The sequence below is a fragment of the Serinibacter arcticus genome, assembly GCF_003121705.1.
In the GTDB taxonomy this organism is placed as follows: Bacteria; Actinomycetota; Actinomycetes; order Actinomycetales; family Beutenbergiaceae; genus Litorihabitans.
The window spans coordinates 1,955,330-1,977,365 of record NZ_PYHR01000002.1 but is presented as its reverse complement, the minus strand read 5'-3'; the positions used below and the strand labels follow the sequence as shown (position 1 = coordinate 1,977,365).

General features: G+C 73.9%; 26 protein-coding genes. 8 read left to right on the top strand and 18 right to left on the bottom strand.

The window, feature by feature from the left end:
• Positions 1-6: 6 nt before the first annotated feature.
• The 5 genes from C8046_RS09095 to C8046_RS09075 all read right to left on the bottom strand — a co-directional run bounded on the left by C8046_RS09095 (position 7) and on the right by C8046_RS09075 (position 4,891).
• On the bottom strand, positions 7-753 hold the full coding sequence (locus C8046_RS09095) for a PfkB family carbohydrate kinase (RefSeq protein WP_235866448.1): 747 nt from the start codon (positions 751-753) through the stop codon (positions 7-9).
• Positions 754-936: 183 nt separating this feature from the next.
• Positions 937-1,947: an ADP-ribosylglycohydrolase family protein gene (locus C8046_RS09090; RefSeq protein ID WP_109229158.1), complete on the bottom strand. Its 1,011-nt coding sequence runs from the start codon at positions 1,945-1,947 to the stop codon at positions 937-939.
• 21 nt (positions 1,948-1,968) lie between these two features.
• On the bottom strand, positions 1,969-2,682 hold the full coding sequence (locus tag C8046_RS09085) for a GAF and ANTAR domain-containing protein (protein WP_109229157.1): 714 nt from the start codon (positions 2,680-2,682) through the stop codon (positions 1,969-1,971).
• Positions 2,679-3,338, bottom strand: coding sequence for a GAF and ANTAR domain-containing protein (locus tag C8046_RS09080; protein WP_158277179.1), 660 nt, complete (start codon positions 3,336-3,338; stop codon positions 2,679-2,681). The genes C8046_RS09085 and C8046_RS09080 overlap by 4 nt, the downstream gene beginning before the upstream one ends.
• Before the next feature lie 107 nt (positions 3,339-3,445).
• Positions 3,446-4,891: a PLP-dependent aminotransferase family protein gene (locus tag C8046_RS09075; RefSeq protein ID WP_158277178.1), complete on the bottom strand. Its 1,446-nt coding sequence runs from the start codon at positions 4,889-4,891 to the stop codon at positions 3,446-3,448.
• A gap of 60 nt (positions 4,892-4,951) precedes the next feature.
• On the opposite strand from C8046_RS09075, the gene C8046_RS09070 reads away from it, so the two are divergent.
• Genes C8046_RS09070 through C8046_RS09060 form a run of 3 tightly spaced genes read left to right on the top strand, consistent with a single transcriptional unit; the run spans position 4,952 to position 7,688 of the window.
• Complete coding sequence (locus C8046_RS09070; RefSeq protein ID WP_235866253.1) at positions 4,952-5,659, top strand: YczE/YyaS/YitT family protein; 708 nt, start codon at positions 4,952-4,954, stop codon at positions 5,657-5,659.
• A 22-nt stretch (positions 5,660-5,681) separates the two neighbouring features.
• The gene (locus C8046_RS09065; RefSeq protein ID WP_146197110.1) at positions 5,682-6,686 is read left to right on the top strand and encodes a DMT family transporter; all 1,005 of its coding nucleotides are present in this window, start codon (positions 5,682-5,684) and stop codon (positions 6,684-6,686) included.
• A 9-nt stretch (positions 6,687-6,695) separates the two neighbouring features.
• On the top strand, positions 6,696-7,688 hold the full coding sequence (locus C8046_RS09060) for an NAD-dependent epimerase/dehydratase family protein (protein ID WP_109229153.1): 993 nt from the start codon (positions 6,696-6,698) through the stop codon (positions 7,686-7,688).
• A 92-nt stretch (positions 7,689-7,780) separates the two neighbouring features.
• Here C8046_RS09060 and def read toward each other — a convergent pair whose 3' ends face one another.
• On the bottom strand, positions 7,781-8,350 hold the full coding sequence (gene def / locus C8046_RS09055) for a peptide deformylase (protein WP_109229152.1): 570 nt from the start codon (positions 8,348-8,350) through the stop codon (positions 7,781-7,783).
• Between the two features lie 112 nt (positions 8,351-8,462).
• On the opposite strand from def, the gene C8046_RS09050 reads away from it, so the two are divergent.
• Positions 8,463-8,981 (top strand): GNAT family N-acetyltransferase, encoded by a 519-nt coding sequence (locus C8046_RS09050; RefSeq protein WP_109229151.1) that lies wholly within the window; start codon positions 8,463-8,465, stop codon positions 8,979-8,981.
• Positions 8,982-9,006: 25 nt separating this feature from the next.
• On the opposite strand, the gene C8046_RS09045 is transcribed toward C8046_RS09050, so the two are convergent.
• Positions 9,007-9,603, bottom strand: coding sequence for a 1-acyl-sn-glycerol-3-phosphate acyltransferase (locus C8046_RS09045; RefSeq protein ID WP_109229150.1), 597 nt, complete (start codon positions 9,601-9,603; stop codon positions 9,007-9,009).
• 116 nt (positions 9,604-9,719) lie between these two features.
• The gene (locus tag C8046_RS09040; RefSeq protein WP_109229149.1) at positions 9,720-10,019 is read right to left on the bottom strand and encodes a Fe-S cluster assembly protein HesB; all 300 of its coding nucleotides are present in this window, start codon (positions 10,017-10,019) and stop codon (positions 9,720-9,722) included.
• Positions 10,020-10,224: 205 nt separating this feature from the next.
• On the opposite strand from C8046_RS09040, the gene C8046_RS09035 reads away from it, so the two are divergent.
• A complete protein-coding gene (locus C8046_RS09035) occupies positions 10,225-10,953 on the top strand; it encodes a DUF2510 domain-containing protein (protein WP_109229148.1) in 729 nt (242 codons plus the stop codon).
• Here C8046_RS09035 and C8046_RS09030 read toward each other — a convergent pair.
• Positions 10,938-12,440 carry a SulP family inorganic anion transporter gene (locus C8046_RS09030; RefSeq protein ID WP_109229147.1) on the bottom strand — a complete coding sequence of 501 codons (1,503 nt, stop codon included), beginning with the start codon at positions 12,438-12,440 and terminating at the stop codon, positions 10,938-10,940. The genes C8046_RS09035 and C8046_RS09030 overlap by 16 nt on opposite strands.
• Positions 12,441-12,538: 98 nt before the next feature.
• Between C8046_RS09030 and C8046_RS09025 the strand changes: the two genes are divergently transcribed.
• Positions 12,539-13,267 carry an EF-Tu/IF-2/RF-3 family GTPase gene (locus C8046_RS09025; protein WP_109229146.1) on the top strand — a complete coding sequence of 243 codons (729 nt, stop codon included), beginning with the start codon at positions 12,539-12,541 and terminating at the stop codon, positions 13,265-13,267.
• A gap of 19 nt (positions 13,268-13,286) precedes the next feature.
• Here C8046_RS09025 and C8046_RS09020 read toward each other — a convergent pair whose 3' ends face one another.
• A complete protein-coding gene (locus tag C8046_RS09020) occupies positions 13,287-13,904 on the bottom strand; it encodes a dihydrofolate reductase family protein (RefSeq protein ID WP_109229145.1) in 618 nt (205 codons plus the stop codon).
• Between the two features lie 155 nt (positions 13,905-14,059).
• On the opposite strand from C8046_RS09020, the gene C8046_RS09015 reads away from it, so the two are divergent.
• On the top strand, positions 14,060-14,380 hold the full coding sequence (locus tag C8046_RS09015) for a hypothetical protein (RefSeq protein WP_109229144.1): 321 nt from the start codon (positions 14,060-14,062) through the stop codon (positions 14,378-14,380).
• Positions 14,381-14,401: 21 nt separating this feature from the next.
• Here the strand turns inward: C8046_RS09015 and C8046_RS09010 are convergent, their stop codons facing one another.
• The 8 genes from C8046_RS09010 to C8046_RS08980 all read right to left on the bottom strand — a co-directional run bounded on the left by C8046_RS09010 (position 14,402) and on the right by C8046_RS08980 (position 20,986).
• On the bottom strand, positions 14,402-14,935 hold the full coding sequence (locus C8046_RS09010) for a DinB family protein (RefSeq protein WP_328587587.1): 534 nt from the start codon (positions 14,933-14,935) through the stop codon (positions 14,402-14,404).
• An 8-nt stretch (positions 14,936-14,943) separates the two neighbouring features.
• Positions 14,944-15,462: a GNAT family N-acetyltransferase gene (locus tag C8046_RS09005; RefSeq protein WP_109229142.1), complete on the bottom strand. Its 519-nt coding sequence runs from the start codon at positions 15,460-15,462 to the stop codon at positions 14,944-14,946.
• Positions 15,463-15,500: 38 nt separating this feature from the next.
• Complete coding sequence (locus C8046_RS18440) at positions 15,501-15,653, bottom strand: hypothetical protein (RefSeq protein WP_158277177.1); 153 nt, start codon at positions 15,651-15,653, stop codon at positions 15,501-15,503.
• Positions 15,654-15,786: 133 nt separating this feature from the next.
• Positions 15,787-16,665 (bottom strand): siderophore-interacting protein, encoded by an 879-nt coding sequence (locus C8046_RS09000; protein WP_109229141.1) that lies wholly within the window; start codon positions 16,663-16,665, stop codon positions 15,787-15,789.
• A 52-nt stretch (positions 16,666-16,717) separates the two neighbouring features.
• Positions 16,718-17,878 (bottom strand): N-acetylglucosamine-6-phosphate deacetylase, encoded by a 1,161-nt coding sequence (gene nagA, locus C8046_RS08995; RefSeq protein WP_109229140.1) that lies wholly within the window; start codon positions 17,876-17,878, stop codon positions 16,718-16,720.
• A 2-nt stretch (positions 17,879-17,880) separates the two neighbouring features.
• On the bottom strand, positions 17,881-18,666 hold the full coding sequence (nagB, locus tag C8046_RS08990; RefSeq protein ID WP_109229139.1) for a glucosamine-6-phosphate deaminase: 786 nt from the start codon (positions 18,664-18,666) through the stop codon (positions 17,881-17,883).
• A 191-nt stretch (positions 18,667-18,857) separates the two neighbouring features.
• Positions 18,858-20,444, bottom strand: a complete 1,587-nt coding sequence (locus C8046_RS08985; protein ID WP_109229138.1) for a PTS transporter subunit EIIC — start codon at positions 20,442-20,444, stop codon at positions 18,858-18,860.
• Positions 20,445-20,506: 62 nt separating this feature from the next.
• Positions 20,507-20,986 carry a PTS sugar transporter subunit IIA gene (locus tag C8046_RS08980; protein ID WP_109229137.1) on the bottom strand — a complete coding sequence of 160 codons (480 nt, stop codon included), beginning with the start codon at positions 20,984-20,986 and terminating at the stop codon, positions 20,507-20,509.
• Positions 20,987-21,118: 132 nt separating this feature from the next.
• Between C8046_RS08980 and C8046_RS19975 the strand changes: the two genes are divergently transcribed.
• On the top strand, positions 21,119-21,907 hold the full coding sequence (locus C8046_RS19975; protein WP_109229136.1) for a GntR family transcriptional regulator: 789 nt from the start codon (positions 21,119-21,121) through the stop codon (positions 21,905-21,907).
• The last annotated feature ends 129 nt before the right edge of the window (positions 21,908-22,036 follow it).

The window sequence follows — 22,036 nt, the reverse complement described above, 5'->3', positions numbered from 1 at the left end:
CGGCGGTCAGCCGGCCCCGAGCAGCGCGTCCAGCTCCGCGCGGGTCGGGCTGGTGGCGGGACCGCGGCGGCTCACGGTGAGGGCGGCCGCGGCGTTGGCGCGCCGGGTGGCCGCCAGGAGCGGGAGCCCGACGAGCAGTCCGGCGGCAAGGACACCGGTGTGGGCGTCGCCCGCCCCGGTGGAGTCGACGACCGTGACGGGGAGGGCCGGGACGTCCGTGCTCACGCCGTCGGCCGTCGTGACCGTGCAGCCCTCGGCCCCGCGACGCACCAGCAGCGCGCGGTCGCCCGGTCCGCCGTCGCCCAGCAGGGCGCGCGCGGCCTCCGCGCCGCCCAGCGCGGCGGTCTCGCGCTCGTTCAGCGTGAGGACGTCGGCGCGGCCCGCGACGGCGACCAGCAGCGCGGCGTCGAGGTCGCCCACGAGCGGGCCGGGATCGAGGACGAGCGCGACGCCGTCGGGAAGGCCGGCCGCCCACGCGGCGAGGACGGGGCCACCGGGGTAGCTGAGGTCGTAGCCCGAGACGTGGACGACGTCCCCCGGCGCGGGGTGGACCGCGCTGAGGTGCCCCGCCGTCAGGTGGGAATCGGCACCGGCGGCGGTGACGAACGTGCGCTCGCCGTCGGGCTCGGTCAGCGTCACGCACAGGCCGGTGTCGGCCGCCGGGACGCGAGGGAGGGCGACGACGACCACCTCGGCGGCGAGAGCCGCGGCGCAGAGGTCACCGTTCGGGCCGGTACCGAGCGGGCTGAGCAGGACGACGGCGGCGCCCTGCCGCGCGGCAGCGACGGCGACGTTGTATCCGCCCCGGGCGTCGGTGGGGCGGCGTCGGTCGCGAGGACGTCGCCGCCGCGCTCGGGCAGGTGGGGGACCGTGAGCGGCAGGTCGACGATCACCGAGCAGGTCGCCACGAGGCGGGGACCGGTCATCGCCGTCGACTCACGGCCGGGCGCGAAGCACGAGGAGGTCGGAGACGAGCTCGGCGAGCCCGAGGTCCGGGTTGACCGCCTCGAGGAGAGCGACGGCGTCGGCGGGGAAGGCCTCGACGCCGTGGACCGCACCGGCGATCGCGCCGGCCATCGCGGCGATCGTGTCGCTGTCGCCGCCGAGGCTGGCGGCCGCGCGGACCGTGAGCCACGGGTCGTCGGGCGTCAGGGCGAGGACCGCGAACGAGGCGGGGACGGCCTCCTGCGTGACGACGCCGGTGCCGACGAGGTCGACGATCGCCTCGAGGCCGGGTTCGAGCGCGTGCTCGCGCACGACGTCCAGCGCCCACGAGATCCGGGCGGCGACGTCGGCGCCGCCCGTGTAGTGGCCGAGCTCGGCGCCGAGGTGGGCCGCCTCGATGGCGAGATCGGTCGCCTCGGCGACGTCCGCGCCGTCGAGCGCCGCGCTGACGGCGGCAGCCACGGCCGCCGCGCCGGCGACGGCGATCCGGGTGTTGTGCGTGACCCGACCGCTGCGGTGGACCAGCGTGACGAGCCTCTCGAGGGGGCGCGCCGGCGTCGCGACGCCGACCGGAGCGATGCGCATCGCGGCGCCGTTGGTGTCGCCCCAACGACCGGTGACCTCGGGGTCGGCGCCGGCCGCGACGAGGCCGAGGGCACGGACGGTCGAGGGTCCGAGGAGGTCGCCGGAACCGGCGGCATCCATCATCTTCTGCCAGACGAGGAGCTCGTCGGCGAGGCGCTGCTGGTCCACGGTGCCGTCGCCGGCGACGAGGAGGTGGCCGAGGATCAGGGCCTGGTCGGTGTCGTCGGTGACGGCGCCCGCCCTCATCCCTGCGGAGATCTCGTTGTCGGCGGGCCCGGCGTGGAACGTCTCGAGCACGGCGCCCCAGCGCTCGCGGACGAGGTCGCGGGGCAGGGCCTGCGTCGGCATGCCGAGGGCGTCGCCGAGCGCGAGACCGGTGAGAGCCCCGAGGGCCCGCGACTCCAGCGACGCGCTCATGGCTCGACCGTAGACCTGCCGCTAGACCTCGAGCTCGAACGCCACGATGCGCTGGGCGACGGCGCTGATCTGCAGCCTGTTCGCCCGGGCGTACGAGCGGATCCGATCGAATGCCTCGTCGACCCGCAGGTCGTGCGCGTAGGCGACGGCCCCCTTGGCCTGCTCGATCACGATGCGGCTGTCGAGCGCGCGCTGCAGCTGCGTGCGCACGGTGTCGCTCTCCACGAGCGCGCGCTGGTGGAGGATGCCGATCGTCGCGACGTCGGCCAGCGCCTGCACGACGGCGAGGTCGTCGGGATCGAGGGGGCCGGGATCGGAGTGGAAGAGGTTCAGCGACCCGATCGTCTGCTCGCGCAGGTGCATCGGTACGGAGTGCACCGCCCGCAGATCGAGCGAGACCATCGCGGTGCGGAGCTCCTCGCGCTCCGGACCCGCCAGCAGAACGTCGGGCACCTCCACCGGCTCACCGCTGCGGTAGCACTCCATGCACGGACCCGCGTTCGCGCGCAGCTGGATCAGCTCGATCAGCTGGGCCCGCTCGTCGGTCGAGGCGAGGACCTCCACGGTGCCGTCGGGGTCGGCGAGCAGCAGCCCGACCGACGCCGCCCGGAAGATCGTGGCGGTGCGGTCCACCAGCACCTGGACGAGGTCGACCACGTCGTAGTCGGCCACCAGGGTGTCCGACAGCGTGACGAACGTGTCGACGAGGTCGCGCTCGCGCGTGCGGGAGGTCATGAGTGCTCCAGGGTGGGTGGCGGCGAGGGCAGGAGGTCGGACCGGCGCTCGACGACGTCGGTGGCCACCTCGACGAGCGGGCGACCCTGCGTGAACGCACGGGCACGGAGCACCGTGAGCGCGTCCTCCGGCGAGAGACGGAGGGCGTGCAGCACCATGCCGGTCGCCTGGTGGACGACGCGGCGGGAGTGCGGGTTCTCGCTCGCCTCGAGGGTCGAGTCGTGGAGCGTCGAGGCCATCAGCAGCAGGGCGGTCGGCCGCGCCAGGGCCTCGACGGCGCGGCGGCTCTCGTCCGAGAGCGGGCGGCCCGGGCGGCCGACGACCTCGACCGCGCCGACCGTGAGGCCGGCGATCGCCAGGGGCGACGCGACGAGCGGATCGGCGCCGAGGTCGAGCTCCGCCAGGGCGTGGGCGAGCACGGGCCAGCGTTCGTCCGCGGCGGTGCGGTCGAGGACGCTGACGACCTGTCGGCTGTGGACGGCGGTCCAGGACGGGCCTTCGCCGAGGTCGATCTCGAGGGAGGCGAACCGCGAGTCGCCCGCCGCAGCGGCGATCTCCGAGGGCAGGCCCGGGCCGTTCACGAGGACGACCACCTCCTCCACGCCACCGATCTCCAGGTACCGGTCGCAGAGCGGCGACGACGAGGAGAGCGCCACGTGGGCACGCCGCCTCTCCGAGGTCCGGAGCAGTGACCCTGCACACGTGACGTCGTCTGACGGTAGCACCGGGTGGCTTCCGCCGACCGGGGCGGTCCAGGCGCAGGTCAGGCGATGAGCGGGAATGGCCGCCGCGTCGCGGCCGTGCCCCGGGTGACCACCTCGTCGTAGGCCGTGACGAGGAGCCGGGCGACGGCGTCGACGTCCTCCAGCGTCGCGGTCAGCGGGAGGCGGACCCGCTCGCGCGCGCTGCCGTCGCTCGTGAACTGCGTCCCGACGGCGAGGCCCACCCCGCGTGTCGCCGCGGCGGCCGCGAGCTCGGGGGCCACCCGCTCGGGCAGCCCGACCCACAGCGCCAGCCCGCCCGTCGGCTCGCGCACGTCCCAGGTCGGGGCGACGGCGGCCAGGGCGTCCAGCCACGCCGTCCTCATCGTGCGCAGCGCCTCGAGCCGCAGGCCCAGGAGCTCGTCGGGGTGGGCGAGGAACTCCGCAGCGACCAGCTGGTCCAGCGCCGACGCCCCGATGTCGAGCGTGAGGCGCGCTGCCTGCACGGCGGCCACCTGCGTCGTCGGGCACCGCACCCACCCGACCCGGACGCCGCCCCAGAGCGGCTTCGAGACGCTCCCGACGGCGAACGCCTCCGGGCTGTGCACCCCGAACGGCAGCGGCATCGGGCCCGGGTCGAGGCGGAGGTCGACCAGCGACTCGTCGACCAGGGCGAGGGTCCCGCCGGCCCGGAGCGCGGCGGCCGTCCCGGCCCGCGCCTCGTCGGTCATCAGCTCGCCGGTGGGGTTGTGGAAGTCGGGGATCAGGTAGGCCAGGCTCGGCGTGCTCGCCCGCACCGTGGCGCGGACGGCGTCCGCGTCCCACACCGACCGCGGCCCCGCCGGCAGCGCGACCACCCGCGCGCCGGCCGCCGGCACCGCCCCGAGGACCGAGGCGTACGTCGGTGTCTCCACCGCCACGCGGTCGCCGCGCCGGACCTGCGCGCGGAGCACGACCGCGATCGCGGACATCGCCCCCGACGTCACCACGACCTGGTCGGGCGTCGTGGGCAGGCCGCGGCGCGTGTACCGCTCGGCGATCACCTCGCGCAGCCGCGGCAGCCCGACGGGCTGGTAGCCCTTGCCGCGCAGCAGCGCCGGCAGGTCGGCCATCGCGCGCTCGATCAACGCCGAGGTGCCGGGGACGCACGAGACGGCCGCCGCCGTCAGGTCGACCTCGACGCCGTCGAGCGGGACGAGCGGCGACGCCGCGTGCCCCACGCTGCCGGGGATGCGCAGGAACGTCCCCGCCCCCTGCTGCGCCCGCGCCCAGCCGTCGGCGATGAGCTCCGCGTAGGCGCGGGTGACGGTCGTGCGCGAGAGGCCCATCGCGGTCGACAGGTCGCGCTCGCTCGGGAGACGCACATCCTGGCCGAGGCGACCGTCGACGGCGAGGGTGCGCACCGCCGTCGCGAGCGAGGCGTACGCGGGGCGCTCGAGCGGGGAGCCGTCGAGCTGGGCGAGGAGGAGGGAGGCGAGGCGGCCGGCGGTGACGGGGACGGGAGGCACGAGGCCAGTCTCGCAGAATTGGCTATCGAAGACGAGTCCAATCGGGTTCATGCTGGTCCCGTGACCACGAACCTCGGTGCGCTCCTGCGCCACCCCCTCGACCAGCTCCGCGAGCCCAGGATGGGCCGACGCCTGCCGCAGCTCCTCGGCGGCCTCGTGCTGTACGGGCTCTCGATGGCGCTGCTGGTGCAGGCGGGACTCGGGCTCGACCCGTGGGACGTGCTGCACGAGGGCCTCGCGGGGATCACCGGTCTCAGCTTCGGGACGATCGTCATCCTCACCGGCGCCGTCGTGCTGCTGGCGTGGATCCCGTTGCGGCTGCGGGTCGGGGTCGGCACGATCGCGAACGTCGTCGTCATCGGGCTCGCGGCCGATCTCGGGCTCGCGCTCTTCCCACGTCCCGAGGCGCTCTGGCTCCAGATCGCGTTCCTGGTGGTCGGCACCGTCCTCAACGGGCTGGCGGGCGCGCTGTACGTGGGCACGCGGCTGGGCACCGGCCCGCGCGACGGGCTGTGGGTCGCGATCTCGAGCCGCTCCGGCCGCTCGGTCCGGCTCGTGCGGACGGTGCTCGAGGTGACCGTGCTCGGGATCGGGTGGCTGCTGGGCGGGAGCGTCGGCGTCGGGACGGTCGTCTACGCCCTGGCGATCGGGCCGGTCGTGCAGCTCTTCCTGCCGCGCGTGACCGTGCCGGTCGCCGCGGCGGGGCCGGGGGCCGACCCGGTGCCCGACGGCGAGCGACCCGCGCCCGAGGCGGCTCACCGCCCGTAGCGTCCCCGGGATACTGGTGCGCGTGACCTCGCGCGCCCCCTCCGTCGTCCTGGCCGCCGCCCTCGGGGCCGCGGCCAGCGGCGCCGTCATCGCCCTCCAGGGCCGGATCAACGGCGATCTCGCGACCGCCGGCACGGGTGTGCTCGTCTCGGGCTGGGTCTCCTACGTCGGCACGCTGCTGGCGACGGCGCTCGTGATCGTCGCGCGGCGTCGCACCCGGGCGGTGGCCCGGGCGATCCGCGAGGGTGCGCGGTGGTGGTGGTTCGTCGTCGGGCTCTGCGGCATCCCGATCGTGCTGTCGATGGCGCTCGGCATCCCGCTCGTCGGGGTCGCGATCGCCTCGGTGTGCGCGGTCGCGGGGCAGACCGTCGCTGGGCTCACGCTCGACGCCCGCGGGGTGGGCGTGCCGGCCGCGATCCGGCTGTCCGGGCGCCGCGCGCTCGCCGGGCTCGTCGCGCTGCTCGGGCTCGGCATCGCGGTGCTCGGCTCCTCGGGCGGCGCGGTCTCGCCCGCGCAGGGGGTGGCGATCGGGGTCGTGCTGTTCGTGGCCGGCGCCGTCCTGTGCGTGCAGCAGGCGGGCAACGGCCGGGTCGTCGCGGCCACGGACGACCCGGTCCTGGCCGGGCTGACGTCGTCGCTCGGCGGGACGGTCGGTATCACGGCGATCCTCGCCGTCGCCGGCCTGGCCGGTGCCCTCGACGGCGTGACGTTCCCGCCGCAGTGGCACCTCTACCTGGGCGGGCCGCTCGGCGCCGTCATCACGATCGTCGCGGCCTGGGCGGTGCGGCACCTCGGCACGTTCGTGCTCACCCTCACGGTCATCACCGGGCAGATGCTGACGGCTCTGCTGCTCGACCTCGCCTCCGCGGGCGGGCTGCGGTGGTCGGCGGTGCTGGCGACCGTCGCGGTGGCCGGGTCGGCGGCGCTGGTGGTGGAGCGACGGCGCGAGGCCGTGGTTGCGGTGCTGGCGGGGGAGGGCGGCGACGGCGACGACGACCGCCCGGCCGGTGCCGGAGGCCCTCGTTAGGCTCGTCGCATGAGGCTCCTGGTGCTGGGTGGTTCGGTGTTCCTGGGGCGCGCGGTGGTGGCCGCCGCGCTGCGCGAGGGGCACGAGGTGGTGTGCCTGACCCGTGGTGAGAGTGGCGAGGTGCCCGACGGCGCCGCCTGGGTCCGCGGTGACCGCACCCACCCCGACGGCCTCGCGGAGGTGCGCGAGGCGGCGTGGGACGCCGTCGTCGACGTCTCGCTCTCGCCCGGTCAGGTGCGCCGGTCCGTGGCCGAGCTGTCCGGCGTCGGGCACTACGTGCTCGTCTCCTCCGGGAGCGTCTACGCGGACACGGCCTCGCCGGGGCTGGCCGAGGACGGTCCGCTGCTGCCCCCGCTCGACGGCGACGACATGGCCGACACGAGCGAGTACGGCCCGGCGAAGGTCGCGTGCGAGGAGGCGGTGGCCGCCGCGTTTCCCGGCCGCGCCACGATCGTGCGCGCCGGCCTCATCGGCGGCGACGGCGACGTCTCGGGCCGGTCGGGCTGGTGGCCGTGGCGGATGGCGCACCCCGCCGACGAGGGCGGGCGGGTGCTCGTGCCGGTCGAGCCGGACCTGCCCGTGCAGCTGATCGACGTCGAGGACCTCGCCGCCTGGATCGTGCACTGTGCCCGCGAGCGCGTGGCCGGCGCCTACAACGCCGTCGGTGATCCGGTGCCGCTGGCGACGGTGCTCGAGGCCGCGCAGGAGGCGGCCGGGGTGCAGCGCGAGCTGGTGGGGGTCGACGGCGCGTGGCTGCTCGCGCACGGCGTCGCGCCGTGGTCCGGCCCCGGGTCGGTGCCGCTGTGGCTCGACGACCCCGAGTGGTTCGGGTTCACCGCACGGAGCAACGCGGCCGCGCGCGAGGAGGGGCTGACGCTGCGGCCGCTGGTGGAGACCCTCCGCGCGGCGCTGGAGTTCCACGAGGGATCGGGCGGCGTGCCGCGATCCGGCCTGTCGGACGCGCGAGAGCGGGAGCTGCTGGCGCTCGCTGCCACGCCCTGAGACCTGAGCCTGTCGGCGCCGTCGAGAACGGGCCAGCTCGCGGTTCGGGGCCTGCAGCCGCGAGCTGGACCGTTCTCGGTGTCGGGTGGGGCTCAGCCCTCGAGGTTGTCGACCCCGGGGCGCCACGACAGCCCGGGCTTGCCCCAGCCACGCTCCTTGACGATCTCCTCGACCTCGTCGCGGTCGTCCGGGTGCGTGAGGCGGTCGACGTAGAGCGTGCCGTTGAGGTGGTCGAACTCGTGCTGGAGGATGCGCGCGCGCCAGCCGTCGACCTCGAGGCGGACGGGCGCGCCCTCCAGGTCGGTGCCGGTGACGATCGAGCGCTCGGAGCGCCGGAGCGCGAAGCGCTCGCCGGGGAAGGAGAGGCAGCCCTCGACCTCCTCGTCCACGTCGGGGTCACCGGGGACGGGCGGGGTCATCCACAGCTCGGGGTTGATCACGACGCCGCGCCAGGGGGCGCCCTCGTCGTCCTCGTAGGAGTAGACGAAGATCCGCAGTCCGACACCGATCTGCGGGGCGGCGAGCCCGACGCCGGGCGCCTCGTCCATGGTCACGTACATGTCCGCGACCAGCTCGCGGATCTCGTCGGTGACCTCCGTGACGGGGGACGCGGGGCGGTGCAGGACGGGGTCGCCGGAGATGACGATGGGAAGGATGGCCACGGATCCAGGGTAGTTGCCGCGCCGTGCGGGGGCCGACCTGCCACCGTCGACGTCCGCCGCCCGACGTCCACGCCGGGAGGCGCCGGGACGGTGGCGTTCTAGGCTGGGGCCCGTGACCGAACGCGTGCGTCCGCTGGACGGGCAGGACCTCGAGGCCGTGGCCTCGATCTACGCCCACTACGTGACCGCGTCCACCGCCACGTTCGAGACCGTGCCGATGACCACGCAGGACTGGGCGGAGAAGGCCGAGGACATCGCCCGCCGCGGATGGCCCTTCCTCGTGGCCGTGACCGACGACGACGGTCCGAGCGAGCGCGTCATCGGCTTCGCCTACACGACCTTCTGGCGCGCCCGTCCCGCCTACGACCTCACCGTCGAGGAGACGATCTACCTCGAGCCGGGGGAGACCGGACGCGGCGTGGGGACGGCGCTCCTGACGGCCGTCCTCGACGCCACCCGGGCCGCCGGTGCCCGCCAGGCGATCGCCGTCGTCTCGGATCGCGGCGCCGAGGGCTCGCTGGCGCTGCACCGCAAGGTCGGCTTCGCGGAGGCCGGGCACCTGAAGGCGATCGGCGAGAAGCTCGGCGTGCGGCTGGGCACCTACCTGCTGCAGAAGTCTCTCGAGGACTGAGCCCCGCCGTCGAGCGCCGTCGCGGTCAGGGCGTCTCGGGGTCGGTCGGGGTCTCGGAGCGCAGGCGCGGCTCGATCCGTCGCGACGGCGCGAAGCCCGACTTGTCGGCGTAGAACGCCCGGACCCGGTCCATGTCGGCGCTGACGTCGCCGGTGAGGTCGAGCGTCGGGCCGAGGCCCGCCGTCATCGTCGTGCGGTCGACGTAGCCCAGGGTGACCGGGAGGTCGGCCTCGCGGGCGATGCGGTAGAAGCCGGACTTCCAGTACTCGGCGCCGCCCCGCGTCCCCTCCGGCGTGACGACGAGGGAGAACGCTCCCGTGGTCGCCTGCTCGTGCAGCACCTCGGCCACGATCCGGCTCGGGTCGCTGCGGTCGACGGCGATCCCGCCGAGGGCGCGCATCACCGGTCCGGCGGGCCCGACGAACAGCGACTTCTTGCCGAGCCAGCGCAGCGGGATGTCCGCCTCCCACGCGATCGCGAGCATCAGCACGAAGTCCCAGTTGGACGTGTGCGGGGCACCGATGAGGATGCGGGGGACGTCGCGCTGCGGCTGGGACCGCAGCTCCCACCGGCTGACGCGCCAGAACGTACGGGCGGCGGCGCGGCGCAGTCGAGAGGTCATCGGGCCAGCGTAGGCGCGGTGGACGCGACGACGCCCCGGGGGTCCGTCGGTCCTCCGGGGCGTCGTGGTCGCCGTCGGGCGCGAGGTGGCGGGCGCCGTCGGGCTCGGGTCGTCGATCAGCTCGCGGCGGCCTGCGGCGTCAGCTGGAAGGCCGGGCCCGGCTGGTCGGGCGTGACCGGCGCGGTGTCGAGTGTGAGGGCGTCCAGGGACGCCGAGGTCTGGGGCTCGACGAAGACGGGGACGGCGCCGGTCTCGATCACCTGGTCGCCGGGTGCGGGCTCGGCCGCGAGGCCGAGGTCGAGTCCGCCGGGCTGGGTGGCGGACGGGGCGATGCGGAGCCCACCACCCGCGGGCAGGTCCGCCCGCGCAGCGATCTCGTTGACGGCGGTCTGGGCGTTCTCGGTCAGGGTCAGCACGTGCGACTCCTCTCGGGGTGGACGTTCCACCTGCCCTCCACCCGAACGAACTCGCGGCGACATTTCAAGCCGCGACGGCGAATCTTTCGATGGGTGGGACGGGAGTCCTGATCGGTGGGACAGGCTTGGTGCCGGCCCGAGCCACGCCTATGGTCCGGCCCCGTTCGAGGTGTCGTCGTCGTCATCGGTCACTACTGTTCGAGCCATGGCGCAGGCACAGGGGTGGTACGAGGACGGGTCGGGGTCGCTGCGATGGTGGGACGGCGCGGCCTGGACGGAGCACGTGAAGCCCGTTCCGCAGCCGCAATCTCAGCCGCAGCCGCAAGCTCAGACCCAGGGCTACCCGCAGGGCCAGCCCCAGCCGTTCGCGCAGGGCCAGCAGCAGCCCTACCCGCAGGGCCAGCCCCAGCCGTTCGCGCACGGCGTGCCGTACCCCCAGGCCGCGGCCGCGTTCCCCGGCACGGGCGCACCGCCGTCGTCGGCGCGTCGACGCGCCACGCGGGGTCAGGTGGTCGGACGGGTCGTCGCCGTCGTGCTCGGAGCGGCGGTCCTGATCACCGGCGGGGTCGTCCTCTTCCGCTCGCTCGTCATGGGACCGCAGATCGCGGTCGAGGGCTTCAACAACGCCTACATGGAGGTCGACTGCCACGGCATGCAGGACGTGGTCGCCACCGACTTCTTCGCGGGTGTCTTCGTCGACTGCGCCGGCTTCGACGAGGTGGCGACCAGCCTCCTGGCCGAGCTCGAGGGCGGGGCGGAGGGGTTCGGGTTCGCCATCACCTCGACCGAGCGCGTGGACGACGAGGCCACGGTGGTCGCCCGCGAGACGTACCGGTGGACGGACGGCACCGAGCGGGTCGACGTCGTCACCTACAGCCTCCAGAAGGTCGGCGACACCTGGGAGATCTGGGACGTCGTCTACGACGAGGGCTGATCGCGGTCGACGCCGGGGGCGTCGAGGGTGCCAGAGAGCCGCTCGACCCGGGCGGCGCTGTCGGCGTTGAGCCCGGTGAACGTGACCCGCTTGCCGCGGGCCCGGTACTTCGACTCGATCGCGTCGAGCGTGGCGACCGTCGAGGCGTCCCAGACGTGGGCCCGCGAGAGGTCGATGACGACGTCGTCGGGGTCGCCCGGGTAGTCGAACTGGTAGACGAGGTCGTTGGACGAGGCGAAGAACAGCGCCCCGGTGACCTCGTACCGGACACCCGGCCGGTCGCCGTCGTCCGTCCCGACCCGGGTCACCGACGTCAGGTGCGCGACCCGTCGCGCGAACAGGACCGTCGCCACGAGCACCCCACCCACGACGCCGAACGCCAGGTTGTGCGTGACGACGGTGGTCAGGAGGGTGACGAGCATGACGGCGGTCTCCGACCACGGCATCGCCCGCAGCGTCGAGGGGCGGATCGAGCGCCAGTCGAACGCGCGGATCGAGACCATGACCATCACCGCGACGAGCGCGGCCATCGGGATCTCCGCGACGACGTCGCCGAGCCCCACCACCAGCGTCAGCAGGAAGATCCCCGCCAGGAGCGTGGAGACCCGGGTGCGGGCGCCGGAGGTCTTGACGTTCATCAGCGTCTGGCCGACCACGGCGCACCCGCCCAGGCCGCCGAAGAACCCGGTGATGACGTTCGCCGCGCCCTGCCCCCACGCCTCGCGCGTCTTGTCGGAGTGGGTGTCGGTGATGTCGTCGACGATCTTGGCCGTCAGCAGCGACTCGAGCAGCCCGACCAGGGCCATCGTCACGGCGTACGGCGCGATGATCCGCAGCGTCTCCAGCGTGAACGGGACGTCCGGCAGCGCCAGCGTCGGGAGCGCGTCGGGCAGCGCGCCCTCGTCCCCGACGGTCGGGACGGCGATCCCGAAGGCGACCGTGACGACCGTGAGGATCACGATCGCCACGAGCGGCGCCGGTACCGCCGTCGTCAGCCGTGGCAGCAGGACGACGACGGCGATCCCGGCGGCGACCAGCGGGTAGACCAGCCACGGCACGCCGAGGAGCTGCGGCACCTGCGACATGAACACGAACGCCGCGAGGGCGTTGATGAAGCCGACCATGACCGAGCGCGGGATGAAGCGCATGAGGCGGGCGACGCCGAGCACGGCGAGGACCACCTGGACGACACCCGCGAGGACGACGGTGGCGATGAGGTAGTTGAGGCCGTGGTCGCGCACGACCGGCGCGATGACGAGGGCGACGGCGCCGGTCGCTGCCGAGATCATCGCCGGCCGGCCGCCGAGGAACGCGATCGAGACGGCCATGGTGAAGGACGCGAACAGCCCGACCCGGGGGTCGACGCCGGCGATGATCGAGAAGGCGATCGCCTCGGGGATCAGGGCGAGGGCGACGACGAGACCCGCCAGCGCCTCGGTGCGCAGGAGGCGGGGCCGGCGCAGCACGGCGCGCAGATCGGTGAGCATGGGTCCATCTCCGGGGGCGCGTTGGCCGGCCGCACGCCGGTCGGACCGTCGCTGATCGTAACGCCGCCCGCGTCGTCGAGCGCGATAGCGTCACGGCCATGAGCCTCTACCCGGACGGCGAGCCGCGGATCCCGAACCAGACGCCGATCCCGCACCTGCCCTCGGTGATGAACGTCACCGGGGCGTCGGACGCGTCGCTGCCGCAGGGGCCGCAGCTCTCCGGCGGCCGGGCGCGGGCGCAGGCGATGACGCGGCTGCTCACCAGGATGGCGCTCGTCACCGCCGTGATCCTGGGTGTGGCGGTCGTGATCGGTTTCGTCCTGATGCCCGACTCCGAGGACGGCATCTGGATCGTCGCCGCGGGCGCCGTGCTGTCCAGCGTGCTGATGACGACCGCGCTGCTGCGCCGGCAGCGGACCGACCGTGCCGAGATCGCGGCGGAGCGGGCGGCGGCGGGGCTCCCGCCGACGGGCGCTCACGCGGGGCCCTCCGCCGCCGGCAGCGCCGGGCCGACCTCCGCGGTGAGCGACGCCGTCGTGCACGACGCCGGCTACCCCGTCACCGACTTCGCCATGACCATCGAGGACGTCTTCTCGATCACCGGCCGCGGCACGGTCGTGACCGGACAGGTCAGCCACGGCCACCTCCAGGTGGGCCAGGAGGTGACCGTGCTGCGCCACGGTCAGGCGGTCACACGCTCCCGCGTCACCGGGATCGAGATGTTCCGGCGGACGACGACGACGGCGTCGCCCGGCGACAACGTCGGCCTCCTGCTCGCGGCGGTGCGTCGCGAGGACCTGGTGCGCGGCGACGTCGTCACCCTCTGAGGGCGACGGAGAGGGCGGTTCAGCCCTCCTCGGCGACCGGCACGTTGGCGACGGCGTCGTCGTAGGAGGCCGGGCCGGGGAAGTCGGCCGGGGCGTAGACGAGATGGGTGACGCCGGTCGGGAAGATCGCCGAACGCACGAGGCGCAACGGCAGCGGCTCCTCCGTGCGCGGGAAGAGCTGGGTGCCCTTCCCGGCGGAGACGGGGTGCACGAGCAGGCTCAGCTCGTCGACCAGACCCTCGGCGAGCAGCTGCTGGACGATCGAGACCGAACCGGCGATCAGGACCTTGCCGACGCTCGCGTCCTCGCGCAGGGCGCGGACCGTGGCGACGACGTCGTCCGTGGACTCGACGTTGCGCCAGCCGAGGTCCGCCGAGCCGCGCGTCGCGACGAGCTTGGACAGGTCGCCGATCTGCTTGGCGAAGCCGGCGTCGTCACCGCCCGCGGCCTCGCGGTCGGGCCAGGCGCCCGCGAAGCTGTCGTAGGTGACGCGGCCGAGCAGGAGCCGGTCCACGTTCTCGTAGTCGGCACCGACGGCGGCGCCCATGTTCTCGTCGAAGTAGGGGAAGTGCCACGCCGGGTCGATCTCGGCGACGCCGTCGAGCGAGATGAACAGGGTGGAGACGATCGTGGCCATGGGGTCCTCCTGGCGTCGGGTGCTGGACACGGGTCAGACCGCGGCGGGTCCGGGATGTCATCGGTCGCGGCGAGAGTAGCGGGCGAAACCCCCACGCACGGCGGCCCGCCGATAGGTTGGCAGGAGTCGTTCATCCCCCATCGAGAGGTCTCCTCGTGAAGCGCACCGCCCTCGCCTCCGCCGCCGCTGTTGCGGCGCTCCTGCTGACCGCCTGCTCGGCGTCGGCCAACCTCACGGTGTCGCCCGAGAAGATCGCCGAGGAGGCCGAGGGCGCGCTCGAGGCCCAGATCGGCTCGCGACCCGATATCGACTGCGGCGAGGAGAACGTCGACCTCGTCGACGGCACCGTCGTGGACTGCCTGCTGACCGACCCGGAGACGATGTCCCAGTTCGACACCACGGTGACGCTGTCCGAGGTCGACGGCACCAACTTCAAGATCGACGTGCAGGTCGCGAGCGAGCCCAACGCGGCCTGAGCCTCGCGTCGCGACCCGCCCTCACTCGCCGCGGAGGCCGTCCACCGCCTCGCGCAGCAGGTCGGCGTGACCGTTGTGCCTGCTGTACTCCTCGACCAGGTGCACGAGGATCCACCGGAGGTTGACTCGCGAGCCGTCGCGGTAGGAGCCCCGCTCCACGGTGTCGAGGCCGGTGTCGGCGAGCGTCGCCGCCGTGATCTCCCGGGACCGGGCCACGGCGTCGTCCCAGAGCTCGCGCAGCTGCTCGGGGGAGTCGTCGACGGCGGAGCTCAGGTCCCAGTCCGGGTCCGCGTCCCACGGGGCGGTCCGCCACGGGTCCGCGGGTTCGCGACCGGCCAGGCGCACGCCGAACCAGAAGTCCTCGACGAACGTCAGGTGCTTGAGGAGGCCGCCGAGAGTGAGCGTGGAGGCCGCGGTGGTCGCGGCCAGCCCGGCCGCGTCGAGGCCCGAGGTCTTCCAGGCGAGCGTCGCCCGGTGGAAATCGAGGAAACCGAGCAACGTCTCGGCCTCGCCCGCGCACAGCGGCGGCTCGGGCCGACCCTGCTCGTCGATCACGACGCCGCTCATACCTCGACCGCCGTCCGGAGCGGCTTGACCATGATCAGGCACGGCGTTCCGGGCCCCCAGAGATCGACGGTCTCCAGCGGGAGGAAGCCGGAGCGCTCGTAGAAGACGCGGGTCCGCGCGTACCCCGGGTCGGGGTGGGAGGCGCCGAGCGTCTTGACCTCGAGCAGGGCCACGCCGTCGGCGTGGGCCGCGCGCTCGAGCGCATCCACGAGAGCACGGCCGACGCCGGTGCCCCGGTGGTCCCGATCCACGGCCATCAGGTGGATCTCCGCCACGTGCGGGAAGTGGCGTTCGACGAGCAGGACACCGACGACGCGGTCGTCGGTGCCGCGGACCGTCCAGGTCTCGGACGTCGCGGCGGCCTCGACGTACTCGGCGGTCGCGCTCGGGATCCCGAACCACTCGGGCAGGGTGGCGAGGATGCGGGCGACGTCGTCAGGAACGCAGGCGTCGCGGTGGGCCGTCCAGCGCCCGGTCCCGGTGATGAGGCCCTCGCGGGCCGGGGAATCGGTCATGGGGCCGAGTGTGTCAGGAGGGTCCAGCGCATTCCGGGTCAGATGATCTTGATCCGGCCGGAGCTGAGGAGCTCGTCCTTCCAGTCCGGGTCGTCGGGCCAGGTGCGCCAGTCCTGCTCCGAGATGATCATCGCGGGGGGCTCCTCGGGTCGGCGGGAGGTGCGGGGGTCGGGCTCGTGCGCGGGTACCACGTCGGCGCTCCTGGGCGTCTGGGATTGATCGGTCCTCTACTAGACGTGCGAGGACCCGAAATCTGACGCGCGCGATCGAAAGTCGTGCCGAGAGCTTCTCGCGGAGCGTGCGAGAGGCCGACGACGGCGGGGCTCAGGCTGTCGCGACCTGGGACTTCGGCGTCGGCGACGACGCCCCGACGCGCCAGTAGCCGGTGAAGCTCACGCGCTCCTTGGCGACGCCCCTCTCGTTGACGAGGTGGCGGCGGGCGTCCGTGGGGAGCGCCTGCTCGCCGGCGATCCAGGCGTGCACGCGCGCGGGGTCGACGGCGTCCTCGGGGAGGGCGGTGAGGGCGTCGAGCGCCTCGGTCCCGGGCTTCGCGCCGGGGGCGCGGACGATCCAGCGCAGCTCGACGCCGTCGTGCCGGGGGAGGTCGGACTCGAGCACGTCCTCGGCGCTCGGGGCCTCGACGATCGCGAGGCCGGTGGCCGACGGCGGGAGGCTGGCCAGGATGCCGGCGACGGCGGGGAGGCCCGTCTCGTCGGCGACGAGCAGCACATGGTCGACGCCGTGCTCCGGGTTGAACGCGAGGCCCTCGTCGATGATGACCACGCTCTCGCCCGGGAGGCAGGTCTGCGCCCAGCGTGACGCCGGGCCGGCGGTCCCGTCCTCGGGAGTGCCGTGCAGGACGAGGTCGACGTCGATCTCGGCACCGCTCGAGGGTGTGGCGGCCCGGTGCGCGCGGACCGTGTAGTTCCGCATCACCGGCCGGACGCCGTCCGGGATCCGCAGGTAGCGCAGGTAGCCGACCATCCGGTTGGCCTTGGCGGGGAGGCGGTCGAGGCCCTCCTCGCCGCCGAGCGGGAGGAAGAGTCGGAACCACTGGTCGTAGCCCATCGGCTCGAACTTCTCGATCTCGCCGCCGCCGAGGGTGATGCGCATCCAGTGCGGGGAGAGCCGCTGGGTGCGCAGCACGGTGAGGTGGAGGAGCTGGGGGTTCGCGGGCTTCACGAGACGCGAGTAGCGGGCCATGCGCTCATCGTAGGGGGAGAGGTAAGGCTGCCCTACCTTCGGCTTCCGAGGGTCAGGCGGTGTCGCGCTCGACGCCGCCGATCCAGACCCGCTCCGGGTGCCACGCCGCATCCCACCAGACCAGGTCGGCGAGGGTCCCGACGGCGAGGCGGCCGACGTCGTCGCGACGGATCGATCGCGCCGGCACCTCGGTGCACGCGGTGAGCACGACGGCCGGATCGAGCCCCGCCGCGACGAGGCGCCGCACCCCCTCGTCGAGCACGATCCCGGCCCCGGCGATCGTGCCGTCGCGCCGGCGGCCGAGGCCGGTGGCGTCGTTGGCGACCTCGTCGCCGCCGAACGTGAGCCAGGTGTGGTTCGGCAGCCCCGCCGTCACGATCGCGTCCGTGACGGCGACCATCCGGCCGCGGGCGGCGCCGGCCACGATCCCGACGACGCTCGCGTCGACGTGCTGGGCGTCGGCGATCGTGCCGACGAACAGCCGCTCGTCCGCGAGCGCGGCACCGACGACGCCGGGCTCGCGGTGGTTCAGCGGCCGCTGCGCGTTGAACAGGTGCGTGACCATCGTGGCGCCGGCGTCGGCGGCCGCGTGGACCTGGGCCGCCGTGGCGTCGGAGTGGCCGACCGAGACGACGACGCCGTCGCCCGCCAGCCGCTCGATCGCCGCGAGGGCGCCGGGGAGCTCGGGGGCGAGGGTCACCGTCAGCAGGACCTCGCGGGTGGCGGGGTTGGCGAGCAGCGCGTCGAGGTGCTCGCGCGAGGGGTCGAGCATCCAGTCGGCGCGGTGGGCGCCCTTGCGCTCGGGCGAGAGGAACGGACCCTCGAGGTGGGCGCCCAGGATGCGCGTGACGGTGTCCTGCTCGTGGCGCCGCCGGGCGGCCAGCGTGCGGTCGAAGGCGCCGTGCAGGTCCGCGATCGGCGCCGTGATGATCGTCGGCTCGATCCCCGTGATCCCCCGCGAGGCGAGCCCGTCCAGCGCCGCGGCCCACTCCTGCGGGGTGGCGTCGGCGAAGTCGGCACCGAAGGAGCCGTTGACCTGCAGGTCGAGCAGCCCGGGCGTGAGGGTCCCGCCGGCGAGGTCGACGTCGGGCGTCGCGGTGGCCACCCGCTCGGGGTCGACGACGACGGCGCGGATCCGACCGCCGTCGACCTCCAGCAGGACGGGGCCCACCAGGGCGCCGTCCACGAGCGCGCGCTCGGCTCGCACCAGCATGCTCAGATCCCCTGCCACGCGGGCTTGCCCGCGTACGTCGTCCGGTAGTAGTCGGTGAAGCCGAGCTGCGAGGCGGCCTCGACGTCGACCACCACGGTGGCGTGCGGGTGCAGCTGGAGGATCGAGGCGGGCCAGCGCGCGGACACCGCGCCCTCGACGCACTCGCGGATCGCCTGGGCCTTGGCGCGACCGAAGCCGAGCATCACGGCGTGCCGGCTCTCCATGATCGTCCCGAGCCCCTGGGTGAGGCAGTGCGTCGGCACCCGGTCGAGGTCGCCGTCGAAGAACCGCGCGTTGTCCTCGCGGGTGCGGGGCGTGAGGGTCTTCAGCCGGGTCCGGCTCGCGAGGCTCGACATCGGCATGTTGAACGCGAGGTGACCGTCGCTGCCGATCCCGAGGATCTGCAGATCGATCCCGCCCGCCGCACGGATCGCCTCGTCGTAGTCGCGGCCCGCGGCGTCGAGGTCCTGCGCGAGCCCGTCGGGGCCGACGACGGCGGCGGGGTCGAGGTCGACCCGACCCGTGAAGTCGCGCTCGATGACGGCGCGGTAGCGCTCGGGATGGTCGGCGGGGAGCCCGACGTACTCGTCGAGCAGGAAGGCCCGGGCACGCGCGAAGGAGAGGTCCCCGGCGTCGTGACGTCGGACCAGCTCGTCGTAGACGGGCAGCGGGGTCGAGCCGGTCGCCAGCCCGAGGACGGCGGTGGGCGTGCGGGTGAGCAGGGCCGTGTACGCGTCCGCGACCAGGGCGGCGGCGTCCTGCCGCCGCTCGACGACGATGACCTCCATGAGGCTCCTCCGGGGGTGGGGCTGGGCGACGGGGGGTGGTGCTGCGGGTGGTGCGGTGTGAGCGTTCCGGTCGGCAGCGACGATGGTGCCGACCGGAGGCCCGGGGTCCCGCCGTCCGTGGGGGACGGGGAGGCGGGACCCGATCCACCGGGCCGGCGGGGGGACGTGGCCCGGTGGGGTTCGCGGGGACGCTAGAGCGCGTCCGTGATCTCGTTCTTCAGGGCCTCGGCCTGCACCCCGAAGACGGCCTGGACGTTGTTGCCGACCTCGATGACGCCGGCCGCGCCGAGCTTCTTCAGGGCGGCCTTGTCGACCCGGTCCTTGTCGGCGACCTCCATCCGCAGCCGGGTGATGCACGCGTCCACGTTGACCAGGTTCTCGCGACCGCCGAACGCCGCGATCAGCTGCTCGGCGCGGGAGTCCGGGACCGACGAACCTGGCTCGTCCACCAGCTCGTCGACACGTCCGAGAGTCGCGGTCGTCGCGGTCGGGCTCGGGGCGCCGTCGCCCTCGTTCGCCGCCTTCTCGGCGGCGGCCTCCGCCTCGTCCTCGCGGCCCGGGGTACGGAGGTTCCACCTCACGATGACCCAGCGGAAGAGGAGGTAGTAGACGACGGCGGTGACCACGCCCATCACGACGAGGATCGGGATGTTCTGGGCGGCCGGCGCCGTGCCGTAGAGCAGCAGGTCGATCAACCCGGCGGAGAACGAGAAGCCCAGGTGGACGTCGAGGAGGTAGGCGATCGCGAGCGACAGGCCCGTGAGGACCGCGTGCACCACGTAGAGCGGGAACGCCAGGAACATGAACGCGAACTCGAGCGGCTCGGTGACACCGGTGAGCAGGGCGGTGATCGCCGCCGCGCCGAGGATGCCGATGGCGGCCTTCTTCTGCTTCGGCCGCGCCACGTGGATGATCGCGAGCGCCGCCGCCGGGAGACCGAACATGAGCACCGGGTAGAAGCCGGCCGTGAGGGCGCCGGCCGTCATGTCGCCGGCCGCGAAGCGGGTGAGCTCACCGGTGACGACTCCGTTCGGGCCCTCGTAGGAGCCGTGCAGGAACCACACGTAGGAGTTGAGGATGTGGTGCAGCCCGAGCGGGATGAGCATCCGGTTGGCGAACCCGTAGACGAACGCACCGAGCGCGCCGGTGCCCGCGATGAACGATCCGAGGCCGGTGAGGCCGGCGTTGAACAGCGGGTACAGGTAGCTCATGCCGAACGCGATGACGAGGGCGGCGAGCGAGACGACGATGGGGACGAAGCGCCGGCCGCCGAAGAACCCGAGATAGGTCGGGAGCTGGATGGTGTGGTACCGGTCGAAGAGCCAGGCCGTGACCAGTCCGATGATGATCCCGGCGAAGACGCTGTAGTTGATGGTCAGCGGATCGCCCGCGGCGTCCACCTTCCCGGCCAGCACCACGGGGGACATCGCGGCGAAGACCTTCTCCATCACGAGGTAGCCGACGACGGCGGACAGCGCCGTCGAGCCGTCGGCCTTCTTCGCGAAGCCGATGGCGACGCCGACCGCGAACAGCAGGGGGAGGTTCGCGAACAGGGCGTCCCCGGCGGCGCTCATCGCGTCGAAGAACGGGCCGATGACCGGGGTGTCGATCTTGCCGAGCAGGTCCTCCTGGCCGAGGCGCAGCAGGATGCCCGCCGCGGGCAGGACCGCGATCGGGAGCATGAGGCTCTTGCCGAGGCGCTGGAGCTGGGCGAAGCCGGGAAGATTCGGCATGCGCCTCCTCTTCCGGGCCGGCGTGTCGACGGCGGTGTCGGTCATCGTGGGTCTCCTTCGTCTGTGGTGGGTCGGGTGGCGGACGGGGGTGGGTGGTGACGACCGGCTCAGCCGGCGAGCGTGAGGAACGGGGCGCCCGGGGCGAGGGCGGCACCGTCGGCCAGGCCGGCGGCGAGCGCCACCTCCCCGGTGTGCTCGAGGAGGACGACGGGGACGACGGTCGCGAGCCCCGCGGCGGTGACGGCCGGGACGTCGTAAATGACGACGGGCGCGCCGGTGGCGATCTCGTCGCCCTGCGCGACGTGCACCGTGAAGCCCGCGCCGTCGAGACCGACCGTGTCGATCCCGAGGTGGACCAGCACGCCCCAGCCCTGCGGGGTCAGGATCACGAACGCGTGGGGGAAGACCTTGAGCAGGGTCCCGGAGACCGGGGCGACGACGTCGACGACCTCCTGGGGCGGCTCGATCGCGGCGCCCGGGCCCATGATCCCCTGCGAGAACACGGGGTCGGGGACGGCGTCGAGAGCGCGGAGGGTGCCGGTCAGCGGCGCGAGGATCGTCGTCGATCCGGCGGCGGTCGTGGTCATGGGGGGCTCCTCGGGGTGTGACATCGTTGTGCGGAGGGACTGGTCCGGTACTGGTTGCTACTGGTACGGACCAGTGCGACCATAGTGACGACACGGTGTGCGCGTGTCAATCGAGCGAGGGGGGAACGGCCTATGACGCGGGTCACAGGAGGAACGGCGGAGGTCGTGGACGAGCCGGGGGCGGCTGCGGGGGGTGCCGATCGGTCCGTCGTCGCCGACGGCCCGGTGCCGAAGCACGCCCAGCTCCGCTCGATCCTGCTCTCGCAGGTCGGCCACGCCTGGCAGCCGCACGCGGCGATCCCCTCGGAGCGGGAGCTCATGGTGACCTACGGCGTCTCGCGCGCGACCGTGCGCGAGGCGATCCGGGCGCTGGTCGAGGAGCAGAAGCTCTACAAGGTGCAGGGCAAGGGCACGTTCGTCGCGGGACACCGCGTGCAGACCACGCTGCACCTCGCCTCGTTCACCGAGGACATGCGACGGCGCGGGCTCGTGCCGTCCACCCTCGTGCGGAGCGTCGAGCTGGTCGAGGCGCCGGTGGAGGCGCGGGCGTCGCTCGGGCTCGAGGAGGGCGAGAAGGCCTGGCGCATCGAGCGGCTCCGGCTGGCGGGCGGGGTGCCGATGGCGTTCGAGCTCGCCTGGTACTCGGCGCGCGTGGCGCCCGACCTCGGCTCGCGCGACCTCGCCGGGTCTCTCTACGGCCTGCTCGCCGATGTCTACGGCGTCCGGATCGACCACGCCGAGCAGACGGCGTGGGCCGAGGCGGTCGACGCCGAGCGCGCCGAGCTGCTCGGGGTGGAGCCCGGCGCGCCGGTGCTGGTGTTCCGGAGGACGTCCGGCGCCGCGAACCAGGTGGTCGAGCACGTCGTGTCCTGGTACCGGGGCGACCGGTACCAGGTGCACATGTCGCTCGCCGGGCGGTAGCCGGCCGTCGCCGCCCGCCGCCCCGCCGCCCGCCGTTGCGCGCACGGATGGTCGCTTCGCCGTCGCTGAAGCGACCACCGGTGCGCGGAACTGCTCGGCCGCGCGGCGCGGCCCCGGGGTTACGGTCGA